This is a genomic window from Actinopolyspora sp. BKK2 (genome assembly GCF_011291845.1).
Classification (GTDB): domain Bacteria; phylum Actinomycetota; class Actinomycetes; order Mycobacteriales; family Pseudonocardiaceae; genus Actinopolyspora; species Actinopolyspora saharensis.
In genome coordinates this window covers 269,734-290,374 of sequence record NZ_JAANTE010000004.1, presented here as the reverse complement: position 1 = coordinate 290,374, position 20,641 = coordinate 269,734, and the positions used below count along the sequence as shown (strand labels likewise).

At 70.4% G+C, this 20,641-nt stretch carries 19 protein-coding genes and 1 pseudogene; 1 reads left to right on the top strand and 19 read right to left on the bottom strand.

Features of this window, described 5'->3' with window-relative positions; all coding sequences use genetic code 11:
- Window positions 1-61: 61 nt before the first annotated feature.
- From metK to pyrR, 13 genes are all read right to left on the bottom strand, one after another.
- Window positions 62-1,264 (bottom strand): methionine adenosyltransferase, encoded by a 1,203-nt coding sequence (gene metK / locus G9Q41_RS10905; protein ID WP_165632607.1) that lies wholly within the window; start codon window positions 1,262-1,264, stop codon window positions 62-64.
- A gap of 93 nt (window positions 1,265-1,357) precedes the next feature.
- Window positions 1,358-2,611, bottom strand: coding sequence for a bifunctional phosphopantothenoylcysteine decarboxylase/phosphopantothenate--cysteine ligase CoaBC (gene coaBC, locus G9Q41_RS10900; protein ID WP_347567522.1), 1,254 nt, complete (start codon window positions 2,609-2,611; stop codon window positions 1,358-1,360).
- Window positions 2,608-2,850 carry a DNA-directed RNA polymerase subunit omega gene (rpoZ, locus tag G9Q41_RS10895; RefSeq protein WP_026152570.1) on the bottom strand — a complete coding sequence of 81 codons (243 nt, stop codon included), beginning with the start codon at window positions 2,848-2,850 and terminating at the stop codon, window positions 2,608-2,610. The genes coaBC and rpoZ overlap by 4 nt, the downstream gene beginning before the upstream one ends.
- A 269-nt stretch (window positions 2,851-3,119) precedes the next feature.
- Window positions 3,120-3,725 (bottom strand): guanylate kinase, encoded by a 606-nt coding sequence (gmk, locus tag G9Q41_RS10890; RefSeq protein ID WP_165632608.1) that lies wholly within the window; start codon window positions 3,723-3,725, stop codon window positions 3,120-3,122.
- A complete protein-coding gene (mihF, locus tag G9Q41_RS10885; RefSeq protein WP_026152571.1) occupies window positions 3,722-4,039 on the bottom strand; it encodes an integration host factor, actinobacterial type in 318 nt (105 codons plus the stop codon). The genes gmk and mihF overlap by 4 nt, the downstream gene beginning before the upstream one ends.
- Before the next feature lie 546 nt (window positions 4,040-4,585).
- Window positions 4,586-4,753 (bottom strand): hypothetical protein, encoded by a 168-nt coding sequence (locus G9Q41_RS10880; protein ID WP_165632609.1) that lies wholly within the window; start codon window positions 4,751-4,753, stop codon window positions 4,586-4,588.
- Window positions 4,754-5,043: 290 nt separating this feature from the next.
- Window positions 5,044-5,889 carry an orotidine-5'-phosphate decarboxylase gene (gene pyrF / locus G9Q41_RS10875; RefSeq protein WP_092520458.1) on the bottom strand — a complete coding sequence of 282 codons (846 nt, stop codon included), beginning with the start codon at window positions 5,887-5,889 and terminating at the stop codon, window positions 5,044-5,046.
- Window positions 5,886-9,263 (bottom strand): carbamoyl-phosphate synthase large subunit, encoded by a 3,378-nt coding sequence (gene carB / locus G9Q41_RS10870; protein ID WP_165632610.1) that lies wholly within the window; start codon window positions 9,261-9,263, stop codon window positions 5,886-5,888. The genes pyrF and carB overlap by 4 nt, the downstream gene beginning before the upstream one ends.
- Window positions 9,263-10,384, bottom strand: a complete 1,122-nt coding sequence (gene carA / locus G9Q41_RS10865) for a glutamine-hydrolyzing carbamoyl-phosphate synthase small subunit (protein ID WP_092520451.1) — start codon at window positions 10,382-10,384, stop codon at window positions 9,263-9,265. Before carA ends, carB begins: the two co-directional genes overlap by 1 nt.
- Entirely contained in the window at window positions 10,381-10,944 is a 564-nt protein-coding gene (locus tag G9Q41_RS10860) for a transporter (protein WP_092520449.1), read from the bottom strand. Before G9Q41_RS10860 ends, carA begins: the two co-directional genes overlap by 4 nt.
- Window positions 10,944-12,290, bottom strand: a complete 1,347-nt coding sequence (locus G9Q41_RS10855; protein ID WP_092520447.1) for a dihydroorotase — start codon at window positions 12,288-12,290, stop codon at window positions 10,944-10,946. The genes G9Q41_RS10860 and G9Q41_RS10855 overlap by 1 nt, the downstream gene beginning before the upstream one ends.
- Entirely contained in the window at window positions 12,287-13,219 is a 933-nt protein-coding gene (locus tag G9Q41_RS10850) for an aspartate carbamoyltransferase catalytic subunit (RefSeq protein ID WP_092522489.1), read from the bottom strand. The genes G9Q41_RS10855 and G9Q41_RS10850 overlap by 4 nt, the downstream gene beginning before the upstream one ends.
- Complete coding sequence (gene pyrR, locus G9Q41_RS22325; RefSeq protein WP_165632611.1) at window positions 13,219-13,902, bottom strand: bifunctional pyr operon transcriptional regulator/uracil phosphoribosyltransferase PyrR; 684 nt, start codon at window positions 13,900-13,902, stop codon at window positions 13,219-13,221. Before pyrR ends, G9Q41_RS10850 begins: the two co-directional genes overlap by 1 nt.
- Before the next feature lie 261 nt (window positions 13,903-14,163).
- On the opposite strand from pyrR, the gene G9Q41_RS10840 reads away from it, so the two are divergent.
- Complete coding sequence (locus tag G9Q41_RS10840) at window positions 14,164-14,652, top strand: transcriptional regulator (protein WP_092520443.1); 489 nt, start codon at window positions 14,164-14,166, stop codon at window positions 14,650-14,652.
- Window positions 14,653-15,005: 353 nt separating this feature from the next.
- Here the strand turns inward: G9Q41_RS10840 and nusB are convergent.
- The 6 genes and pseudogenes from nusB to G9Q41_RS10810 all read right to left on the bottom strand — a co-directional run.
- Window positions 15,006-15,431 (bottom strand): annotated as a pseudogene (nusB, locus tag G9Q41_RS10835) (transcription antitermination factor NusB); the annotation flags it as partial.
- A gap of 75 nt (window positions 15,432-15,506) precedes the next feature.
- Entirely contained in the window at window positions 15,507-16,067 is a 561-nt protein-coding gene (gene efp / locus G9Q41_RS10830) for an elongation factor P (RefSeq protein WP_092520439.1), read from the bottom strand.
- 93 nt (window positions 16,068-16,160) lie between these two features.
- On the bottom strand, window positions 16,161-17,270 hold the full coding sequence (locus G9Q41_RS10825) for a Xaa-Pro peptidase family protein (protein WP_092520433.1): 1,110 nt from the start codon (window positions 17,268-17,270) through the stop codon (window positions 16,161-16,163).
- 217 nt (window positions 17,271-17,487) lie between these two features.
- Window positions 17,488-18,576, bottom strand: coding sequence for a sn-glycerol-3-phosphate ABC transporter ATP-binding protein UgpC (ugpC, locus tag G9Q41_RS10820; RefSeq protein WP_165632613.1), 1,089 nt, complete (start codon window positions 18,574-18,576; stop codon window positions 17,488-17,490).
- Between the two features lie 147 nt (window positions 18,577-18,723).
- The gene (locus G9Q41_RS10815; protein ID WP_165632614.1) at window positions 18,724-19,722 is read right to left on the bottom strand and encodes a zinc-dependent alcohol dehydrogenase family protein; all 999 of its coding nucleotides are present in this window, start codon (window positions 19,720-19,722) and stop codon (window positions 18,724-18,726) included.
- A 4-nt stretch (window positions 19,723-19,726) separates the two neighbouring features.
- Window positions 19,727-20,563, bottom strand: coding sequence for a DeoR/GlpR family DNA-binding transcription regulator (locus tag G9Q41_RS10810; protein ID WP_165632615.1), 837 nt, complete (start codon window positions 20,561-20,563; stop codon window positions 19,727-19,729).
- Window positions 20,564-20,641 lie beyond the last annotated feature (78 nt).

Here is a 20,641-nt window from a genome sequence, read left to right as displayed (position 1 = left end):
GACGTCGCCGGAGCGGGCCGCGCGGTCTCCGCGGCCCGGCGGGGTCAGCGGCCCGGAAGGATCAGCGCTCGGCCGCGGCGCGAAGCGCCTCGGCGCGGTTGGTGCGTTCCCAGGGCAGGTCCACATCCGTACGCCCGAAGTGCCCGTAGGCCGCCGTCGGCGTGTAAATCGGCCGCAGCAGATCCAGATCACGGATCAACGCCGCCGGACGCAGATCGAACACCTCGTTGATCGCCGCCTGAATCTTGACCGGATCCACGTTCTCCGTACCGAAGGTCTCCACGAACAGCCCCACCGGAGCCGCCTTGCCGATCGCGTACGCCGTCTGCACCTCGATCCGGCTCGCCAAGCCCGCGGCCACCGCGTTCTTGGCCACCCACCGAGTCGCGTACGCCGCCGAGCGGTCCACCTTCGACGGGTCCTTGCCCGAGAACGCGCCACCACCGTGCCGCGCCATACCACCGTAAGTGTCCACGATGATCTTGCGACCCGTCAGACCGCAGTCACCCATCGGACCACCCGTGACGAACCGACCCGTCGGATTCACCAGCAGCCGGGTGTCGGAAGCGTCCAGGGAAAGGTCGGCGAGCTCGGGCACGACCACCCGGCGGTGCACATCGCCTGCCACGCCCTCGTCCGGCTCGACGTCCGCGGAGTGCTGAGTGGACACCACCACCGTGTCCAGCCGGACCGGCTGGTCGCCCGCGTACTCGACCGTCACCTGGGTCTTGCCGTCCGGGCGCAGGTAGGGCAGCACGCCCTCGGTCCGGGTCCGGGTCAGCCCGCGGGAGAGCCGGTGGGCCAGCGCGATCGGCAGCGGCATCAGCTCCGGCGTGTCGTCGCACGCGTAGCCGAACATCAACCCCTGGTCACCGGCACCCTGCTGAGCGATCTCGTCGATGACCCCCTCGACGCGGGACTCGTGCGCCGAGTCCACGCCCTGGCCGATGTCCGGCGACTGCGCGTCGATGGAGACGTTGATGCCGCAGGAGTTCCCGTCGAAGCCCTTGGCCGAGTTGTCGTAGCCGATCCCGAGGACCCGCTCGCGCACGATGCCCGGGATGTCGGCGTAGGCCTCGGTGGTGACCTCGCCGGCCAGGTGCACCTGCCCGGTGGTGATCATGGTCTCCATGGCCACGCGGGAGCGCGGGTCCTGAGCCAGCATCGCGTCCAGGATCGCGTCGCTGATCGAGTCGGCCATCTTGTCCGGGTGACCCTCGGTCACGGACTCACTGGTGAACAACCTGCGCTGGTCAGGCCCCATCGAGCACCTCGCCACAAGGTAAAAGGTCGGATGTGCCCACCTCGCTCCGGCGGGCACGGTGCGTAATTTTCGTACTCAGCCTACTGGGGGAAATCACTGGTCGGCGAACTGCTCCACCACCGCGTCCCACACTCTGGACGCCAGCAGGGACTTCGCACCGTACGGCACGGGACGCTGCGTCCCCGAAGCGGCCAACACCCAGCCTGCGTTGTCCTCCACCTCGAAGGCCCGCCCGTCACCGACCGCGTTGACCACCAGCAGATCGCACGCCTTGCTCGCGAGCTTGTCCCTGCCGTACTGCAGAACCGTGGTGTCGGGGTCGCCCGTCTCGGCGGCGAACCCGGCGAGCACCCCGATGCGGAGCCGTCCCTCCGAGCGCGCCGCTCCGAGCTCACCGAGCACGTCGGGGTTGCGAGCGAGCTCGACCGGTCCCGGTTCCCGATCAGCCTTCTTGATCTTGTGCTCGACCCGCTCCGCGGGTCGGAAATCGGCCACGGCCGCCGACATGACCACGGCGTCGGCGTCCGCTGCGGCGTCGAACATCTCGGTGCGGAGCTGCTCGGCCGTGTCCACCCGCCGCAGTCGCACCCCGGCGGGAACGGCCAGCTCGGCGGTGTTCGCGGCCACGAGCGTCACCTCGGCCCCGCGATGGGCGGCGACCCGCGCCAGGGCGAAGCCCTGCCTGCCCGAGGAACGGTTGCCGAGGTAGCGCACGGGATCCAGCGGCTCGCGCGTTCCCCCCGCGGAGATCACCACTTTCCGCCCGGCGAGATCGCGCGGCACGGCGGCCGGATCGGTCAGCAGCAACCTGGCCAGGTCCACTATCTCTGCGGGGTCGGGCAGCCGCCCCTTGCCGGAGTCCGCCCCGGTCAGCCTGCCCGTGTCCGGTTCGGCCACAACGACTCCCCTGCTGCGCAGGGTCTCGACGTTGCGCCGGGTGGCGGCGTTCTCCCACATCTCGGTGTGCATCGCGGGAACGAGCAGCACCGGGCAGTGCGCGGTGAGCAGCGTCGAGGTGAGCAGATCGTCGGCTATGCCGTTCGCCGCGCGGGCGATCAGGTCGGCCGTGGCCGGGGCGACCACGACCAGATCGGCCTCCTGCCCCAACCGCACGTGCGCCACGCTCGGCACGTCCTCGAACACACCGGTCCGCACCGGGTGCCCGGACAGTCCCTCGAAGGTGGCCGACCCGACGAACCGCAGCGCGGCCTCGGTGGGAACGACCTGGACGTCGTGGCCGCTCTCGGTCAGCCCGCGCAGCACCTCGCAGGCCTTGTACGCGGCGATGCCGCCGGAGACCCCGAGAACGATCCGGGAGCCGCCCGACCCGCTCCTGCCTTCGCTCACGCGCCCTCGGAGTGCTGCAGGACGCCCGCGTGGATCTCGCGCAGGGCGATGGACAGCGGCTTCTCCCGCGGGCCCGGCTCGACCAGCGGGCCGACGTACTCCAGCAGTCCCTCACCCAACTGGGCGTAGTAGTCCTGGATCTGCCTGGCGCGCTTGGCGGCGTAGATGGCCAGCGCGTACTTGGAGCTCACGTTGTCCAGCAGATCGTCGATCGGCGGATCGGTGATGCCCTCGGCCACTAGGCTCGACTGGGACTGGGTGTTCGAGGACTGGCCGCCGGGAAAGGCGGTCAGCGAGTTGGGGATGCTCACGTGCGTGGCTCCTGTGCTCTCCGACGGCGATCGGGTTCGGTCGATCCGGGTGACTCGACTCGGCGCGTGAAACGCGCACCGGGCCGACATCCGCCCCGCCCACCGGCCGCTCCGCGGTGTCTCGCGCTCTTCGACGCGGAGCGCGACGAACCACTACGCGGTCGGCCGCACCTGGGCGGCCGACCGGAAGTCCGCAGCTAACCGGGGGTCGGACCGGTAATCAATCGTACCAACTCGTCCACCGCCCGCTGCACATCGGCGTTCACGACGGTGGCGTCGAACTCGGAGCGCGCCGCGAGCTCGGCACGCGCCGTGTCCAGTCGCTGCCGGAGAACCTCGGAGTCCTCCGTGCGACGGCCGGTCAGCCGTTGGACGAGATCCTCCCACGAGGGCGGCAGGAGCATGACGAGCTGCGCTTCGGGCATGCTGCGCCGCACCTGCCGGGCGCCCTGCAGTTCGATCTCCAACACCGCGGGTCGCCCCGCGGCCAGCGCTCGCTCCACGGGAGCGCGCGGTGTTCCGTAGTAGTTGCCCGCGTAGTGGGCGTACTCCAGCATCTCGCCCGCGTCCACCATCCGCTCGAACTCGGCCCGGTCGACGAAGTGGTAGTGCACCCCGTCGACTTCGCCCGCACGAGGGGCTCGGGTGGTCACCGACACGCTGAAGTAGACGTCCGGTGCCTGTTCGCGCAGTTCGTCGAGCACGCTCGACTTGCCGACACCGGAGGGGCCGGAGACGACGGTGAGCCGGGGAGTGCCCGTCCGGACACTCCCCGGCCGCACGCCGTCGTCCGCGTCGATCACGCCGCGTTGAACTCGGCGAGCAGCGCCTTGCGCTGGCGCTCGCCGAGACCACGCAGCCTGCGGCTGTTCGCGATCTCCAGCCGCTCCATGATCTGTTGCGCGCGGACCTTGCCCACGCCGGGAAGGGCCTCCAACAGCGCGGAGACCTTCATCTTTCCGAGGGTCTCGTCGTTGTCGGCACTGTCCAAGACCTCGGCCAGGCTGGTCCCACCGCGCTTGAGGCGCTCCTTGAGCTCAGCGCGGGCGCGACGGGCGGCAGCCGCCTTTTCGAGTGCCGCAGCCCGCTGCTCCTCGGTCAGCTGGGGAAGGGCCACCATGTCCTCCGTGATGTGGGTTTTCTTGATCGGTGCGGCGACGGTACCGACCCAGGTCAGGTCGCTACGAGGCGGGTCCTCCTTTTTCGAGTCGGTTTCATCGGCTCTTCCGCCGCCCGGCCTGTCAGGTGACTCGCCCACGACACTGACGAGCACCGGCCGCTGCAAGTACTACCAACAACCACGCTGCAGTGCACTAACCCGGGGCAAAACTGTTCCGAACTGTCCGATTTCCGGGCAGTTGAGCGACGCTCAGCGAGTCATAGCAGGTCAGTGCACGACAGAACGGCCGAATCAGCGGCTGTGTGAGCGAAACCGCACTCCACCCCTCCACCGGGACCGAATCGGACGATCGCGAGCACCGCCGCACCCGAGGCGCACTCCACCGAAAAGTGTTCGACATCACGTGTTTGCTGTGCTGTGCGCCTCCCGAAAACCTGGCGAGCGGTTCGTTCCGGCCGGGATTCCCGGCTCGAGGATCCCGGCTCGGGAGTCCCGGGCGAAGGACCGCCACGGGCCTTCGGCACGTCACCGGGCGAGGAAGTTCTAGCTCGCTCGACGGGGGTCAGCGGGACGGTCCGCGCGCAGGTGTCGCCACAGCGCCAGCAGCGCCACCACGGCCGGCAGCACGTAGCAATTGCCGACCAGGTGCTGCAGCGGTCTCCAGGACAGTTCGCGTCGCCGTCCGTGCGGCAGGAAGTGATAGGGCGCCACGACGACGATTGCGCCGCGAGGAGCCCGGACGCGAGAGGAGCGGGAACCTGTTGGCCGCCCCGGCGAGAACGCGCGGAAAGAGCACGCGGATCACCGGGCGGAGCCCGACCGCCGCGACGAGGAGCGGGCGGGAAAGTCGACGCCGCACGAGCAGCTCGACGGCGTGGTTCACGGGTCTTCGACGTCGCAGCGGTGAACGAAAACGACGCCGGGGGCGCGGTGTTGCTCCGAGGGGCCGCGAGACCGCGTCATCGCCCCGGAGCACACCACGCCCCCGTGATCCCGAGAACTCACCTGCCGGTGATTCCGGACAGGTCGTCGCGCATCCTCCGGGTCGCGGAGCGCAGGTCCTCCACCCCCGGACCGTGCCGCAGCAGTTCCCGCGCCACCGCGGGAATCACGTGCGGCAGCGCGGAACCGAACACGGAACGCAGCCCGCGCACAGTTCCGCCCTGGGCTCCCAGGCCGGGGACGAGCACCGGACCGTTCAGCTCGGACAGATCGAGCTCCCCGGAGCGGATCGTGGCGCCCGCGACCACGCCGACGTGCCCCATCGGGCTGGCACCCGCGTTGCTCTCCGCCGCCGCGTCCACGATGGACTGGGCGATCGTCGTGCCCTCAGCGGTGCTCGAACGCTGCAGCCCGGCCGACTCCGGGTTGGAGGTCCGGGCGAGCACGAAAACGCCCCGCCCTGCCTGGGCGGCGATGCCCAGGGCCGGAGCGAGCGAACCGTAGCCCAGGTAGGGCGAGACCGTTATCGCGTCGGCGGCCAGCGGCGAGTGCTCGTCCAGATAGGCGTTGGCGTAGGCGGTCATGGTCGAGCCGATGTCGCCCCGCTTGACGTCGTGGATCACCAGGGCCCCGGCCTGCCGGGCCTCGGCGACCACGCGCTCCAGCACGGCGATGCCCCGCGAGCCGTACGCCTCGAAGAACGCCGACTGGGTCTTGAGCACCGCCACCTCCCCGGCAACGGCCTCCAGCACCGTCATGGCGAAGCGCTCGAGGGCGGCCGGGGTCTCCTCCAGCCCCCACGCGTGCAGCAGGGCCGGGTGCGGATCGACGCCGACGCAGAGCGGACCCCGCGCGTCGATCGCCTCCCCGAGTCGCTGCCCGAAAGCCGCCTGCACCGCCGTCATCCTGCTTCACCCGTCCGATCACTACGCAGCGCTGCCTGCAACCGTTGCAACGGTCGCACACCGATGTTGCCCCGGATGGCCGCTTCCACACCCTGCACGGCCGCGGCAGCACCCTGCACCGTGGTGATGCACGGGATGTCCCGCGACACGGCGGCAGTGCGGATCTCGTAGCCGTCCACGCGCGGTCCCGGGTTCCCGTAGGGCGTGTTGAACACCATGTCGATCTCACCGGTCTTGATGAGATCGATGACGTCGCGCTCGGCTCCGGAACCGCCGTCGTCGGCGGCACCGGTCTCCGCGGAGGCCTCGTTGTGCTTGCGCACCACCGAGCAGACGATGTCGTTGCGCTGCAGCACCTCGGCGGTTCCCGACGTGGCGCAGATCTCGAACCCGAGGTCGGCGAGCCGCTTGACCGGGAACACCATGGACCGCTTGTCCTTGTTGGCCACCGAGACGAAGACCTTGCCCGAGGTCGGCAGTGAACCGTAGGCCCCGCTCTGCGACTTGGCGAACGCCTGCCCGAAGGCGGTGTCGATGCCCATGACCTCGCCGGTGGACTTCATCTCGGGCCCGAGCAGCGAGTCGATCCCGTGCCCCTCGGGGGTGCGGAACCGGTGGAACGGCAGCACCGCCTCCTTGACCGCCACCGGCGCGTCCATCGGGAGGTCGGCGCCGTCCCCCTGGGCGGGCAGCATCCCCTCCGCGCGCAGCTCGGCGATCGTGGACCCGAACATGACCCGCGCGGCGGCCTTGGCCAGCGGGGCCCCGGCCGCCTTGGAGACGAACGGCACCGTGCGGGAGGCGCGGGGATTGGCCTCGAGCACGTAGAGCACGTCGTCCTTGAGCGCGTACTGCACGTTGAGCAGCCCGCGCACTCCGATGCCGTTGGCCAGAGCCTCGGTGCAGCGCCGGACCTTCTCGACGTCCTGACGCCCGAGGGTGATCGGCGGCAGCGCGCAGGCGGAGTCACCGGAGTGGACCCCGGCCTCCTCGATGTGCTCCATCACCCCGCCGATGTAGACCTCGTTCCCGTCGGCCAACGCGTCCACGTCGATCTCGATCGCGTCGTCGAGGAAGTTGTCCACCAGCACGGGGTGCTCCGGGGTGACCTCGGTGGCACGCGCGATGTAGTTCTCCAGCGAGGCCTCGTCGTAGACGATCTCCATGCCCCTGCCGCCGAGCACGTAGGACGGCCGGACCAGCACCGGGTAGCCGATGTCGTCGGCGATCCGCTTGGCCCCCTCGAAGGAGGTGGCCGTGCCGTAGCTCGGCGCGGGCAGGCCCGCCTTGCCCAGGACCTCGCCGAAGGAACCGCGGTCCTCGGCCAGGTGGATGGCCTCCGGCGGGGTTCCGACCACGGGGATGCCCGCCTCGGTGAGCTTCCGCGCCAGGCCGAGGGGCGTCTGCCCGCCCAGCTGCACCACCACCCCGGCGACGGTGCCCGAGGCCTGCTCGGAGTGCACGACCTCGAGCACGTCCTCGAAGGTGAGCGGCTCGAAGTACAGCCGGTCGGAGGTGTCGTAGTCGGTCGAGACGGTCTCCGGGTTGCAGTTGACCATCACGGTCTCGTAGCCCATCCCGGAGTTGTCCGGAGCCGAGCCCAGCCCCATCGCCGCGTGCACGCAGGAGTAGTCGAACTCGATCCCCTGCCCGATCCGGTTGGGCCCGGAGCCGAGGATGATCACCTTCGGGCGCTCGCGCTGCCGCGCGACCTCGGACTCGGCGCCGGGATCGGACTCGTACGCCGAGTAGTGGTACGGCGTGGAGGCCGCGAACTCGGCCGCGCAGGTGTCGACGGTCTTGTAGACCGGGCGCACCCCGAGTCGGTGCCGCAGGGAGCGCACCCCGTACTCCCCGGCCAGCTCGGGGCGCAGCGCGGCGATCTGGCGGTCCGACAGCCCCGCCCGCTTGGTGCGGCGCAGCAGCTCCGCGTCCAGCACGGGAGCGGCCAGGACCTCCTCGCGCAGCTCGACCACTCCGGCGATCTGGTCCACGAACCAGGGGTCGATTCCCGAGGCCTCGTGCACCTGGGCGACGGTGGCCCCCATCCGCAGGGCCCGCTCCACCGTGTAGAGCCTGCCGTCGTGCCCGTTGGTCAGCTCGTCCAGGGTGGACTCCAGCGTCGCCCCCTCCGGGTCCGGCGCGGTCCAGAAACCGGAGCGCGCGGACTCCAGCGAGCGCATGGCCTTGCCCAGCGCCTCGGTGAAGTTCCTGCCCAGCGCCATGGCCTCGCCGACGCTCTTCATCGTGGTCGTCAGCCCGGTGTCGGCGCCGGGGAACTTCTCGAAGGCGAACCGCGGGGCCTTGACCACCACGTAGTCCAGCGCGGGCTCGAAGCTGGCCGGGGTCTTCCTGGTGATGTCGTTGGGGATCTCGTCGAGGCTGTAGCCCACGGCCAGCTTCGCCGCGATCTTGGCGATCGGAAAGCCCGTGGCCTTGGAGGCCAGGGCCGAGGAGCGCGACACCCGCGGGTTCATCTCGATGACCACCATGCGCCCGGTGCGCGGGTGGATGGCGAACTGGATGTTGCAGCCCCCGGTGTCCACCCCGACCTCGCGCAGCACGTCGATGCCCACGTCGCGCATGTTCTGGTACTCGCGGTCGGTCAGCGTCATGGACGGGGCCACGGTGACCGAGTCACCGGTGTGCACGCCCATCGGATCGACGTTCTCGATCGAGCAGACCACGACCACGTTGTCCGCGTGGTCGCGCATCAGCTCCAGCTCGTACTCCTTCCAGCCGAGCACGCTCTCCTCGATGAGCACCTCGTGCACCGGGGACTCCGTCAGCCCCAGCGAGGCCATCCGCTCCAGCTCCTCGTGGGTGTGCGCCATGCCGGAGCCGAGCCCGCCCATGGTGAAGCTCGGGCGGATCACCACGGGCAGGCCGCACTCCGCGACGAAGTCGCGCACCTCGTCCATCGAGTTGCACACCCGGCTGTCTGGGACACCGCCGCCCACCGAGCGCACGATGTCCTTGAAGCGCTGGCGGTCCTCACCGCGCTGGATGGCGTCGATGTCGGCGCCGATCAGCTCGACCCCGTACTTCTCGAGCACGCCCTGCTCGTACAGCGACACGGCGGTGTTCAGCGCGGTCTGACCGCCCAGCGTGGCCAGCAGCGCGTCCGGGCGCTCCGCGTCGATGACCTTCTCCACGAACTCGGGGGTGATCGGCTCGATGTAGGTGGAGTCGGCGAACTCGGGATCGGTCATGATCGTCGCCGGGTTCGAGTTGACCAGGCTCACTCGGATGCCCTCGGAGCGCAGCACCCGGCAGGCCTGGGTACCGGAATAGTCGAACTCACACGCCTGGCCGATCACGATCGGGCCGGATCCGATGACCAGAACGTGGTTGATGTCGGTCCTCTTGGGCATCAGCGTGCCTCGCTCATCAGTCGTACGAAGGAATCGAACAGGGGTGCCGCGTCGTGGGGGCCCGCGGCGGCCTCCGGGTGGTACTGCACGCTGAACGCGGGGGTGTCCAGCAGCCGCAGTCCCTCGACGGCTCCGTCGTTCGCGCAGTGGTGGCTGACCATCGCGCGGCCGAACTCGGTGTCGAAGCGCTCACCCGGCTCCCCGCGCACGGCGAAGCCGTGGTTCTGCGCCGTGATGGCCACGCGGCCGGTCTCGTCGTCGATGACGGGGATGTTCACCCCGCGGTGGCCGTAGGGCAGCTTGTAGGTCTCCCGACCCAGCGCCCGCCCCAGGATCTGGTTGCCGAAGCAGATCCCGAACAGCGGGATCCCCGCCCCCAGGACCTCCTTGGTCAGCTCCGTGGCGTGGTCCGCGGTGGCCGGGTCCCCCGGCCCGTTGGACAAGAACACCCCGTCCGGGGCGAGGGAGCGCACCTCGGACAGCGAACTCGTCAGTGGCAGCACGTGGGTCTCGATCCCCCGCTCGGCCATCATCCGGGGGGTGTTGGACTTGATGCCCAGGTCCAGCGCCGCCACCGTGAAACGGCGCTCGCCGCGCGCCCGCACCACGTAGGACTCGCCGGTGGTCACGTCACCCGCCAGATCGGCGCCGACCATCTCCCCGGAGGCGGCCACCCGGTCGATCATCTCCCGGTCCGTGGCCAGCTCGGCGCCGGAGAAGATGCCTGCGCGCATCGCGCCGCGCTCCCGGATGTGCCGGGTCACGGCCCGGGTGTCGATACCGGAGATACCGACCACCCCCTGCCTGCTCATCTCGGCGGGCAGCGAGCGCGCGGAGCGCCACGAGGAGGGCGTGCGCGCGGGGTCGCGCACCACGTACCCGGCGACCCAGATGCGCTGCGACTCGTCGTCCTCGTCGTTCCACCCCGTGTTGCCGATCTGCGGTGCCGTGGAAACCACGATCTGGCGGTGGTAAGAGGGGTCGGTCAGAGTTTCCTGGTAGCCCGTCATTCCGGTGCTGAATACGACCTCACCGAGGCAAGAGCCCTCGCTGCCGAAAGCCTCGCCGCGAAAGATCCGGCCGTCCTCAAGCACCAGGGCGGCTGGCGTCTGCGCGGTCATGTCTCCTCCTGCCGCGGAGTCGCGGTCTCGTAGTCGTGCTCGGATTCGGAACCGGTGGAGTCGGCGGGCGGCAGCGCGTCGAGGGCGCGCACCCATTCCCCCGGGTCGGTTTCGCCCTCGGGACGAAACCCGCTGTCCAGCAGGTGGTCCCCCACCTTCCAGGTGACCACCAGCATTCCCACGCCGGGAACGACCTTGTTCGCCAGTTTGTGGTCCACCCGTGCGTCGCGCACCGCCGAGACCGGTATCCACAGCGGGTCCGTTCCGACCCGCTCGAGGAGCAGCCCCGCGCGGTACAGCCGGGCCCGCGCGCTAGCGCGGTGCCCGAGCGTTCCGGCGCTGACCCGGTCCTGCCAGTCCCCCGCGACGGTCGTGCCCACGTAGAGCCCGTCGGCTGCGGGCAGCAGCTCGTCCTGCCGGGACGTCCCGGAAGGGGGGTCGGGAAGCAGCCCGGGCAGGTCCGCGTGCCTGCGCGCGCGGTTGAGCCAGCCCCGGCGCATCCCGTACACGACCAGCAGCGCGACCAGGGCCAGTCCCAGCACCCACAGTGCTCGTGCCATCAGGATCGACCTCCACGCGGTTCCACTTTGCCGTCCAGTGCGGTGACGCGTCCGCGCGAGATCGTCGCGAACACTCTGGCGGGCAGCACCATTCCCTCGAAGGGGGTGTTGACCGCAGTTCCGGCCAGTTCCGTGCCGTGCACGGTCCACTCGCCTTCCGGGTCCACCAGCGCGATGTTGGCCGGCTCCCCGACCTCGAGAGGACGCCCCTGGTCGGTCAGACCGGCGATGCGGGCGGGCGCCTCGCTCAGCACCCGCGCGACGCCCCGCCAGTCCAGCAGCCCGGGGCGGACCATGCCGCGGACCAGCACCGACAGCGCGGTCTGCAGCCCGAGCATCCCGGGGCGCGCGGCGGACCACTCGCAGTCCTTGTCCTGCTCGGCGTGCGGGGCGTGGTCGGTGGCCACGCAGTCGATCACCCCGGAGGCCAGGGCCTCGCGCAGACCGCGCACGTCGTCATCGGTGCGCAGCGGCGGATTGACCTTGTAGCGCGGGTCGTAGGTCTCCAGCAGCTCGTCGGTGAGCAGCAGGTGGTGCGGAGTCACCTCGGCGGAGACGCGGCCCCGAACGTCGCGGGAGCGCCACCAGCTCAGGAAGTCCGCAGTTCCCGCGCTGGACACGTGGCACACGTGCAGGCTTCCGCCGGTGTGCCCGGCGAGCATGCAGTCCCTGGCCACCACGGACTCCTCGGCGGGGGCGGGCCAGCCGGCCAGGCCGAGCCGCGCGGCGTTGCCCCCCTCGTGGGCCTGGGCGCCGGGAGTGAGTCGCGGGTCCTGGGCGTGCTGGGCGACCACGCCGCCGAAAGCGCCGGTGTACTCCAGGGCCCGCCGCACCAGCAGCGGGTCGTCCACGCAGTGGCCGTCGTCGGAGAACACGCGCACCGCGGCGCTCGAGCGGGCCATCGCCCCGATCTCGGCCAGCTTCGCACCGCCCAGCCCGGCCGTGACCGCCCCCACCGGGTGCACGTCGACCAGGCCGACCTCGTCCCCGCGCCGCCGGACGTGCTCGACGACGATCGCGTTGTCGGCCACCGGATCGGTGTTGGCCATCGCGAACACCGCGGTGTAACCGCCGAGCGCCGCCGCGACCGAACCGCTCTCCACGGTTTCGGCGTCCTCGCGCCCGGGTTCGCGCAGGTGGGTGTGCAGGTCCACGAAACCGGGCAGGGCCACTGCTCCCTCGGCGTGGACGACCCGGTCGGCCTCGACGTCGAGGTCCGCCCCGAGCGCCGCGATCCTACCGTTCTCCACGAGCAGGTCCACCGGATCGCCCGTGCCGTACGGCCGCACCGAACGCAGCAGCACCCGCCCTCCGGACTCCTCCGTCGGTCGTTCGACACCGTTCACGCCGCGTTCTCCTCTCCGGCCAACAGGTGGTACAGCACAGCCATGCGCACGTGCACCCCGTTGCGCACCTGCTGTTCGACGGCCGCGCGCGGCGAGTCCGCCACCTGCGGAGCGATCTCCATGCCGCGCAGCATCGGGCCGGGGTGCAGCACGACCGCGTGCTCGGGCAGCTTCGCCGCGCGGGCGGAGTTGAGGCCGTAGCCGACCGAGTACTCCCGCTCGGTGGGGAAGAACCCGCCGTGCATCCGCTCCGCCTGCACGCGCAGCGCCATCACGGCGTCCAGCCCCGGCAGCTGGGCGTCCAGGTCGTGCGTGACCTCGACGCCCCAGTGCCGCGCCCCCTCGGGGACCAGCGTCGGCGGGGCCATCAGCACCACCTCGGCCCCGAGGGTTCGCAGCAGGTGCGCGTTGGAGCGGGCCACCCTGCTGTGCAGCAGATCGCCGACGATGCCGACCCTGCGGCCGGATATCGATCCGAGCCGCTCGCGCAGGGTCGCCGCGTCCAGCAGCGCCTGGGTCGGGTGCTCGTGCATCCCGTCACCCGCGTTGACGACCTTGGTCCCGGTCGGATCCAACCACTCGGATATCCGGTGCGGAGCGCCGGAGGCCTGGTGCCGCAGGATCACGCAGTCCGCCCCCGCGGCGGACAGGGTGCGCGCGGTGTCCCGCAGGGACTCCCCCTTGCTCGTGGACGAGCCGGAGGCCGAGACGTTGATCACGTCGGCGCTCATCCACTTTCCCGCCACCTCGAAGGAGACCCTGGTGCGCGTGGAGTTCTCGTAGAACATCGTGATCACGGTGCGCCCGCGCAGGGTCGGCAGCTTGCGCACCTCCCTGCCCAGCAGGGTCTGCTTGAGCGCGTCGGCGGTGTCGAGCACGGCGGTCGCGGTTTCCGCGTCGAGCCGCTCGGCCGTGAGCAGGTGTCGCATCACTGTTCCTCTCCGGCCGAACCGGCGGCGCCGGAATCCGCGCCGTCCGGGTGGTCGGGCCTGCCGGTGGGATCGGAATCGTCCGCCGCGCTCCCGGAGGCGGACTCGGGGCGCCGCAGCAGCACGGCGTCGGTGCCGTCCACTTCGGTCAGGCGCACCGCGACGTCCTCGGTCCGGGCAGTGGGCACGTTCTTGCCCACGTAGTCGGCCCGGATGGGCAGTTCACGGTGCCCGCGATCCACCAGCACGGCCAGTTGGACGGCTCGCGGGCGTCCCTGGTCGCGCAGCGCGTCCAGCGCCGAGCGAACCGTGCGCCCCGAGAACAGCACGTCGTCGACCAGCACGACCAGCGCGCCGTCCACCCCTTCCGCGGGGACGTCGCTGGCCTCGAGCGGACGATTCGGCTGCTGACGCAGATCGTCGCGGTACAGGGTGATGTCCAGCGCTCCGGCGGGCGGGCGCACCCCGGTGAAAGTGGCGATGCGTTCCGCGACGCGCCGGGCGAGCGGAGCGCCCCGGGTGGGAACACCCAGCAGGACGACGTGATCACCGCCGCTGTCGAGCGCGGTCTTTTCGATGATTTGATGGGCCATTCGGGCGACAGTGCGCGCGACGTCACCGGCCGAAAGCAATTCGCGTTGCCCGGCCGGAGCCGTCGCGCCCGCCGTTTGGCGTGACGCCACGGGGACCTCCTTCCCCGCCTCACTGGACGGGCCGTTAAAGGACGCCTGGATCCCGGCAACCGCCGGGCTTGCCCTGTACGCTATCAGCGTCGGGGGGTCAATCGCCGGGGTGGTGTAGCGGGATTCGTGCCACATTCACGCCGAGAGCAACTTGACCTGGTGACGCTCGCGAGCGACCATTACTCTCCGTATCAACACAGAGCGTTCCTCCCCGGCAACTGAAACTAGGCTGACGGGGCGAATGAAACGGAGAAACGCCACATGGGCGACTACGCCAAGGCGCTGGGCAACAAGCTCCGCGCTATCCGCCAGCAGCAGGGTCTTTCGCTGCACGGCGTCGAGCAGAAGTCAGGCGGGCGGTGGAAGGCCGTGGTCGTCGGGTCTTATGAACGAGGTGACCGCGCGGTCACCGTGCAGAAACTCGCCGAACTCGCCGACTTCTACGGAGTTCCGGTAGCCGAACTACTTCCGGAAGGCCGTGTCCCCTCCACCGCTGAGCCGGCGACCAAGGTCGTCATCAATCTGGAGCGGCTGCAACAGCTCCCGGCCGAGAAGGTCGGTCCGCTGGCGCGCTACGCGGCCACCATCCAGAGCCAGCGAGGTGACTACAACGGCAAGGTCCTGTCCATCCGGACCGAGGACCTGCGCTCCCTGGCCATCATCTACGACATGTCCCCGGGAGAACTCACCGAGCAGCTCATCGACTGGGGAGTCCTTCCTCCGGAGGCCCGCCCGTCGCACGAGGAGTGACGACTCGGCGCCCGCATCCGCCCCGGCGGATGCGGGTCCACGCGGGAGGGTGAACCCGCCGAAACGTTTCGGTCCCGTCTCCCCGCGGTCGGGAAGACGGGACCGAAAGCCTCTCCACCACCGCGCCCGGCTCCGGGCGCGAGCACGCGCGGCGGGCGCTGCAGGGCGCGCAGCGCGGAGCGACCGCGCGGGAGGAGCCGGGCGCGAACGACGCCCCGGAGTCAGTCCTCCTCCTGGCCGCCGCGCCCCGCTTCGGCACGGCGCTGACCGGAGCCGTCGGCGGCGTCCTCGAAATCGGCGGAGTCCTGCGCTGCGGTCCCACCTCGGTGGTCCCGCTCCGCGGTGCCGTCGCGCGAACCGCGCATCGATTCGCGCTCGTTCTCGTCGATGCCGGACAACCTGCCCAGCACGCCGTTGATGAAGCGGGGGGAGTCGTCCGTGGATAACGCCTTGCCCAGCTGAACGGCCTCGTCGATCACCACGGCGGGCGGGACCCCGTCCCCCCACAGCATCTCGAAGAAACCGAGGCGCAGCACCGACCGGTCCACGATCGGCATCCGCGACAGCGCCCAACCCTCCGAGTAGTTGACGATCAGCTCGTCGATGCGTTCCCTGTGCTCGGCGACCCCGGAGACGAGCTTCACGGCGTAGTCGCTGACGGCGGGAGCCTCCGTGGAACCCACGCGCTCCTTGAGCAGGTTCTCGGGCTCCAGTTCCCTCAGGTCGGCCTCGTACAGTACTTCCACCGCGCGTTTGCGGGCCTCACTACGTTCGCCCAACTCATACCCTCTTTCCGGCGCGCGGCCCTCGACGGAACGGCCGTACCGACGAGCTGTTCGAACTGCGGAAGCCGGTCACTTGACACGCCCCAGGTAACGACCGTCCCGCGGATCCACCTTGATCTTCTCGCCGGACTCGATGAACAGCGGCACCTGGACGGTGGCCCCCGTCTCGAGCTCGGCGGGCTTGCTTCCCCCGGTGGAGCGGTCCCCCTGCACACCGGGGTCGGTGTGCGCGATGCGCAGTTCGACGGAGGCGGGCAGCTCCACGTAGAGCGGCTCCCCCTCGTGGCGGGCCAGTGTCACGGTGCTGTTCTCCAGCATGTAGCCGGCGACGTTGCCCACCGTCTCCGGCGAGACGCTGATCTGCTCGTAGGTGTCGGGTTCCATGAACACGTAGTCGACGCCGTCGTTGTAGAGATAGGTCATCTCACTGCGGTCGACGTTGGCGGTCTCCACCTTGACACCGGCGTTGAAGGTCTTGTCCACGACCTTGCCGGAGAGCACGTTCTTCAGGGTGGTGCGCACGAAGGCGCTGCCCTTGCCCGGTTTCACGTGCTGGAAACTGGTGACGGTCCAGAGCTGGCCGTCGATGTTGAGCACAATTCCGTTCTTCAGGTCGTTCGTGGTGGCCACGGTCGGAGTCTCTCCTGTGGTGCAGGCTGCAGATGTTCGCCGTTTCGAGCTGGCGCGCGACCGAGAAGCGGGTTCGAGCGCGCGTTGCCTCACCTAGAGAACGACGAGTTCCTTCGTCGTCAAGGTGAGCAACTCCGGCGTGTCCGCACGCGCGACCAGCGTGTCCTCGATGCGGACGCCGCCCCACCCCGGTAGGTACACACCGGGCTCGGCGGTGACCGCCATTCCGGCCCCGATGGTACCTTCTCCCCTCTGGGACAAGGCCGGTGCCTCGTGGATCTCCAGGCCAACGCCGTGGCCGAGACCGTGCAGGAACTGTTCGCCGTACCCCGCCCCGGTGATCACGTCACGTGCCGCCGAGTCGACGTCGCGCACGTCGGCGCCGTCCCGGATGGCCGCGCGCGCGGCCGCTTGCGCGGTCGCCACGAGATCGTAGACCTCGCGTTGCCAGCTCGCGGGCTCACCGAGCACGACGGTGCGCGTCATGTCCGAGTGGTACCCGTCCACGAGCGCTCCGAAGTCCATCTTCACGAAGTCGCCCGCGCTCAGCCGGGTCGACGTCGGCCGGTGGTGCGGCACGGCCGAGTTCGCACCGGTGGCCACGATCGTCTCGAAGGACGGCCCCGTGGCGCCGTTGTCCAGCATCCGGCTCTCGAGCTCCCGGGCCACTTCCAGTTCGCTGCGTCCCGGACGCAGCCCCCCGTGCTCGATCAGCTCCGCGAGTGCCCGATCCGCTGCCGCACAGGCCGCCCGCAGCGCTTCGATCTCGTCCGCGTCCTTGACCAGACGCTGCCGCTCGACCAGGCCGGGCGCGCGGACCAGCTCCGCGGAGGGGGCCGCGCTCTCCAGGGCGTCCCTGCCGTCCACCGTGACGTGCTGGCTCTCGAAGCCGACGCGGCGGTACGCCTCGACGCGGGACTCGACGTGCTCGGCGAGCCGCTGCGCGCTGGCCCTGTCGATGAGGTGCTCCAGGTCGGGCACCTGCTCGGAGGCCTGGGTCCGGTACCGGCCGTCGGTGCAGAACACCGTGTTGCGCTCGCTACCGGCAGAGTCGGCCGCGTGCACCAGCAGGGCCGCGTTGGAGCCCGTGAAGCCGGTGAGGTACCTGATGTTGAGCAGGTCGGTCACCAGCACCGCGTCCACCTCGCTGTCGCGCAGGTGGGCACGCAGGGCATCCCGGCGGTGTACGTGCGTTTCGGGCATGCCTGGCAGCTTAAAACCCGCCCCTCGGAAGCCACCAATTCGGTCGGGGCGAAACCGGTGTGCCGTTCCGCACTGTCGGGTGCGCTCGCCCCGCACTCACTCTTTCGAGTGAGCGAACTCCGGTGCACCTGTCCCGCCCGTCGGTATCGGGCGACCGGGTCCGGCGAGAGGCCGCCCGGCGAGCACATGCGGAGCGCGGAAGAGCGGGCGACCTCGATCAGTCGCCCAGCCGCTCCCCCGTCAGGGCCGAGAAGGCGTGCACCTCGTCCGCGCGGAAGCCGACCCGCACCCGCTCGCCCGCGCGCGGCGGGGTGCGGGAGTCGACGCGCACCACGAGCCGCTGCTCCTCTCCCTCCCCGGTGTCGACCACCCCGTGGCACAGCGCCTCGGCGCCGAGCTCCTCCACCAGCTCCACCGTGAGCGGGATCCCCTCGGTGTCCAGGTGCAGCGCTTCGGGGCGCAAACCGACCCGCAGGGTCTCGCCCCCCTCGGCCTCGGCGGCCCGCAGCACCTCGCGCGGCAGTGGAACGGTCGTTCCGCCGAGCGAGGCCCCCTCCGCGTCGAAGGGGGCGGTCGGCAGGTTCATCGGGGGCGAACCGGTGAACCCGGCGACGAACGCGTTCGCCGGGTGATCGTAGAGCGCGCGGGGAGTGTCGCACTGCTGCAGCACTCCTTCGTCCAGGACGGCGACCCGGTCGCCCATCGTCATCGCCTCGACCTGGTCGTGGGTGACGTAGACGGTGGTCACCCCGAGGCGGCGCTGCAGCGCGGCGATCTGGGCCCGCGTGGAGGACCGCAGTTTCGCGTCCAGGTTCGACAGCGGCTCGTCCATCAGGAAGACCTGGGGCTCGCGCACGATGGCCCTCCCCATCGCGACGCGCTGCCGCTGCCCTCCGGACAGCTCCTTCGGCTTGCGGTCCAGGAACTCCTCGATGCGCAACAACTGCGCCGCGTTGCGCACCCGCTCCGCGATCTCGGTCTTGTCCATCCCCGCCATGCGCAGCGCGAACCCCATGTTGCCCGCCACCGACATGTGCGGGTACAGCGCGTAGTTCTGGAAGACCATCGCGATGTCCCTGTCCCGCGGCGCCAGGTGGGTCACCTCGCGCGAGCCGATGTGTATGGCGCCGTCGTCGACGTCCTCCAGACCGGCCAGCATGCGCAGGCTGGTGGACTTCCCGCATCCGGAGGGTCCCACGAGCACCAGGAACTCCCCGTCGGCTACGTCGAGCCGCAAGCCGTCCACGGCGGGGTGCTCGGCCCCGGGGTAGTGGCGGGTCGTCCGGTCGTAGGTGATCGTTGCCATCGTCGACTCCTCTCTCCTGCCTTCTTCGAAGATCTCCGGTCGTGCTGACGACCGACGTGGTTCTCGCGGTGCCGGCGCTGGACCCCACCCGATCCACCGGCACCGCCCGCCCGCACCGTCAAGCAACCGGCACCGGCGACCTGCACCTCAACTCCCCGGCAGCACCTGAACCTTCCGCCCCGTCCCCGCGCGGAAGTCGCCGACCGCCTGCTCGTACGAGTCGAGCCCGAAGGCGTGGGTGATCATGGTCTCGGCGTCGACCACCCCGGCACCCATGAGCTCGACCGCTCGCCCGTAGCTGTGCAGCACGGCCATGCTGCCGACGATGTCGATCTCGTCGTTGTAGACCCGGAAGGGGGAGAACGAGGCGGTGGCCTCGCCGGGAGCCACGCCGAACTGCTGGAAGGTCCCACCGCGGCGCACCCGGGTGAGTCCGTCCTCGATGGCCGGGATCGCGCCGGTGCAGTCCACCACCACTTCCCAGCCGTCCGAGTGGTGCAGCCGAGCCGCGTCCGTGCTGGTCACGTCGGCGCCGAGCTGTTCGGCCACGCGGATCCGCTCCTCGTTGAGGTCGACGACCGAGACCGAGACGGCGCCGTTGCGCTTGGCGAGCTGGAGCATCAGCAGCCCCATCGTGCCCGCCCCGTAGATGAGGTAGTGCTCACCGAGCCCGCGGGGAAGCCGGTCGAAACCGCGCACCGCGCAGGACAGCGGCTCGATCAGCGCGGCGTGCGCGGTGCTGACCCCCTCCGGCAGCCGGTGGCAGTTGGCGGCGGGCGCCAGCGCGTACTGGGCGCAGGCACCGTCGCGGGTGACCCCGACGGCGTTCCAGTTCTCGCAGAGGTTGCCGCGCCCCACCTCGCACTGGCGGCAGGAACCGCAGAACAGCGAGGGGTCCACGGCCACCCGATCGCCGATCCGCGGCCCGGAGACCGCGTCACCGGTGGCGACGACCGTCCCGGCGAACTCGTGACCGGGGACGATCGGGTAGGGCGTCGGGGCGAAGTCCCCGTCGAGTATGTGGATGTCGGTGCCGCAGATGCCGCAGGCGTCCACTTCGACGACGACCTGACCGGCGCCGGGCGTCGGGTCCGCGACGTTGGTTACCGACACCTCGCCCGGCTTCTCGATGACTACCGCACGCATGAGTTCAATCGCTCCTTCGGTACTGGGGGACGTCACCGGGAAAGTCCTCGGCAGCGGGAACGGGGGTGACCCGCACCTCGGTGCCGCGCTCCCGGATGGCTGCTATCTCCTCGGCCGGGGTGGCCTCGTCGGTCACCACCAGGTCGTAGGCGTCGACGCCGCCGTGCGCGTAGGTGGCCGTCTTGCCGAACTTGGAGTGGTCGACCAGCAGCACCCTGCGCTCGGCCGCCGCGCACATGGCTTCCTTGATCTCGGCGAACTCCTGTATCGGGTGGAACAGCCGCCCCTGCGCGATCGCGGTGGCCGAGGTCACCGCCAGATCGGCGCGCAACCGCGAGAGCCCGCGCAGCACGTCCGGGCCGGTGCACGAGTCGAACTCCTCGCGGAAACGTCCGCCGATCATCAGCACCTCGCGCTCACCTCCGGCCAGCGCGCGGGCCACCCCGAACGAGTTGGTGGCAGCGGTCAACCGCTCGATCCCCGCGAGTCTGCGGGCGAACGGCAGCAGCGTGCTGGAGTCGTCCAGGATCACCGTGCTGTTCGGGCGCACCTCCTCGACGGAGGCCGCTGCCACGGCCTCCTTCTCGACCACGTGCAGCCCCACCCTGAACCGGGTCGCCGTCTCCATGGTCAGCGAGGGGAACGACTCCACCCGGCCGCGGAACTTGCGCAGCAGTTGTCTGGCCGCGAGGTCGTCCAGATCGCGGTGCATCGTCATGAGACTCACCCCGAACCGCGCTGCCAGCTCGTCTATGCGGACTCCTCCGCTGTCGACGACGACGCGCAGGACCTCCTGCCTGCGCTGCTCCACTGCTGCTTCCGACGGTCTGGCGGCGACCATGGGACCTCTCCGGGATTCGCTGTCGGGGTGTCGTGGGTGATCACTCGGGACTCGCGCGGGGCGGGCGAGCGCTCGTGC

What these genes read in the sequence shown, in the direction of transcription:
- metK (WP_165632607.1), bottom strand. Translation starts at nt 1,264, where the DNA reads ATGGGGCCTGACCAGCGCAGGTTGTTCACCAGTGAGTCCGTGACCGAG.
- pyrF (WP_092520458.1), bottom strand. Translation starts at nt 5,889, where the DNA reads ATGACGGCGGTGCAGGCGGCTTTCGGGCAGCGACTCGGGGAGGCGATC.
- carB (WP_165632610.1), bottom strand. Translation starts at nt 9,263, where the DNA reads ATGCCCAAGAGGACCGACATCAACCACGTTCTGGTCATCGGATCCGGC.
- carA (WP_092520451.1), bottom strand. Translation starts at nt 10,384, where the DNA reads ATGACCGCGCAGACGCCAGCCGCCCTGGTGCTTGAGGACGGCCGGATC.
- G9Q41_RS10860 (WP_092520449.1), bottom strand. Translation starts at nt 10,944, where the DNA reads ATGGCACGAGCACTGTGGGTGCTGGGACTGGCCCTGGTCGCGCTGCTG.
- G9Q41_RS10850 (WP_092522489.1), bottom strand. Translation starts at nt 13,219, where the DNA reads ATGCGACACCTGCTCACGGCCGAGCGGCTCGACGCGGAAACCGCGACC.
- G9Q41_RS10840 (WP_092520443.1), top strand. Translation starts at nt 14,164, where the DNA reads ATGGGCGACTACGCCAAGGCGCTGGGCAACAAGCTCCGCGCTATCCGC.
- G9Q41_RS10825 (WP_092520433.1), bottom strand. Translation starts at nt 17,270, where the DNA reads ATGCCCGAAACGCACGTACACCGCCGGGATGCCCTGCGTGCCCACCTG.
- ugpC (WP_165632613.1), bottom strand. Translation starts at nt 18,576, where the DNA reads ATGGCAACGATCACCTACGACCGGACGACCCGCCACTACCCCGGGGCC.
- G9Q41_RS10815 (WP_165632614.1), bottom strand. Translation starts at nt 19,722, where the DNA reads ATGCGTGCGGTAGTCATCGAGAAGCCGGGCGAGGTGTCGGTAACCAAC.
- G9Q41_RS10810 (WP_165632615.1), bottom strand. Translation starts at nt 20,563, where the DNA reads ATGGTCGCCGCCAGACCGTCGGAAGCAGCAGTGGAGCAGCGCAGGCAG.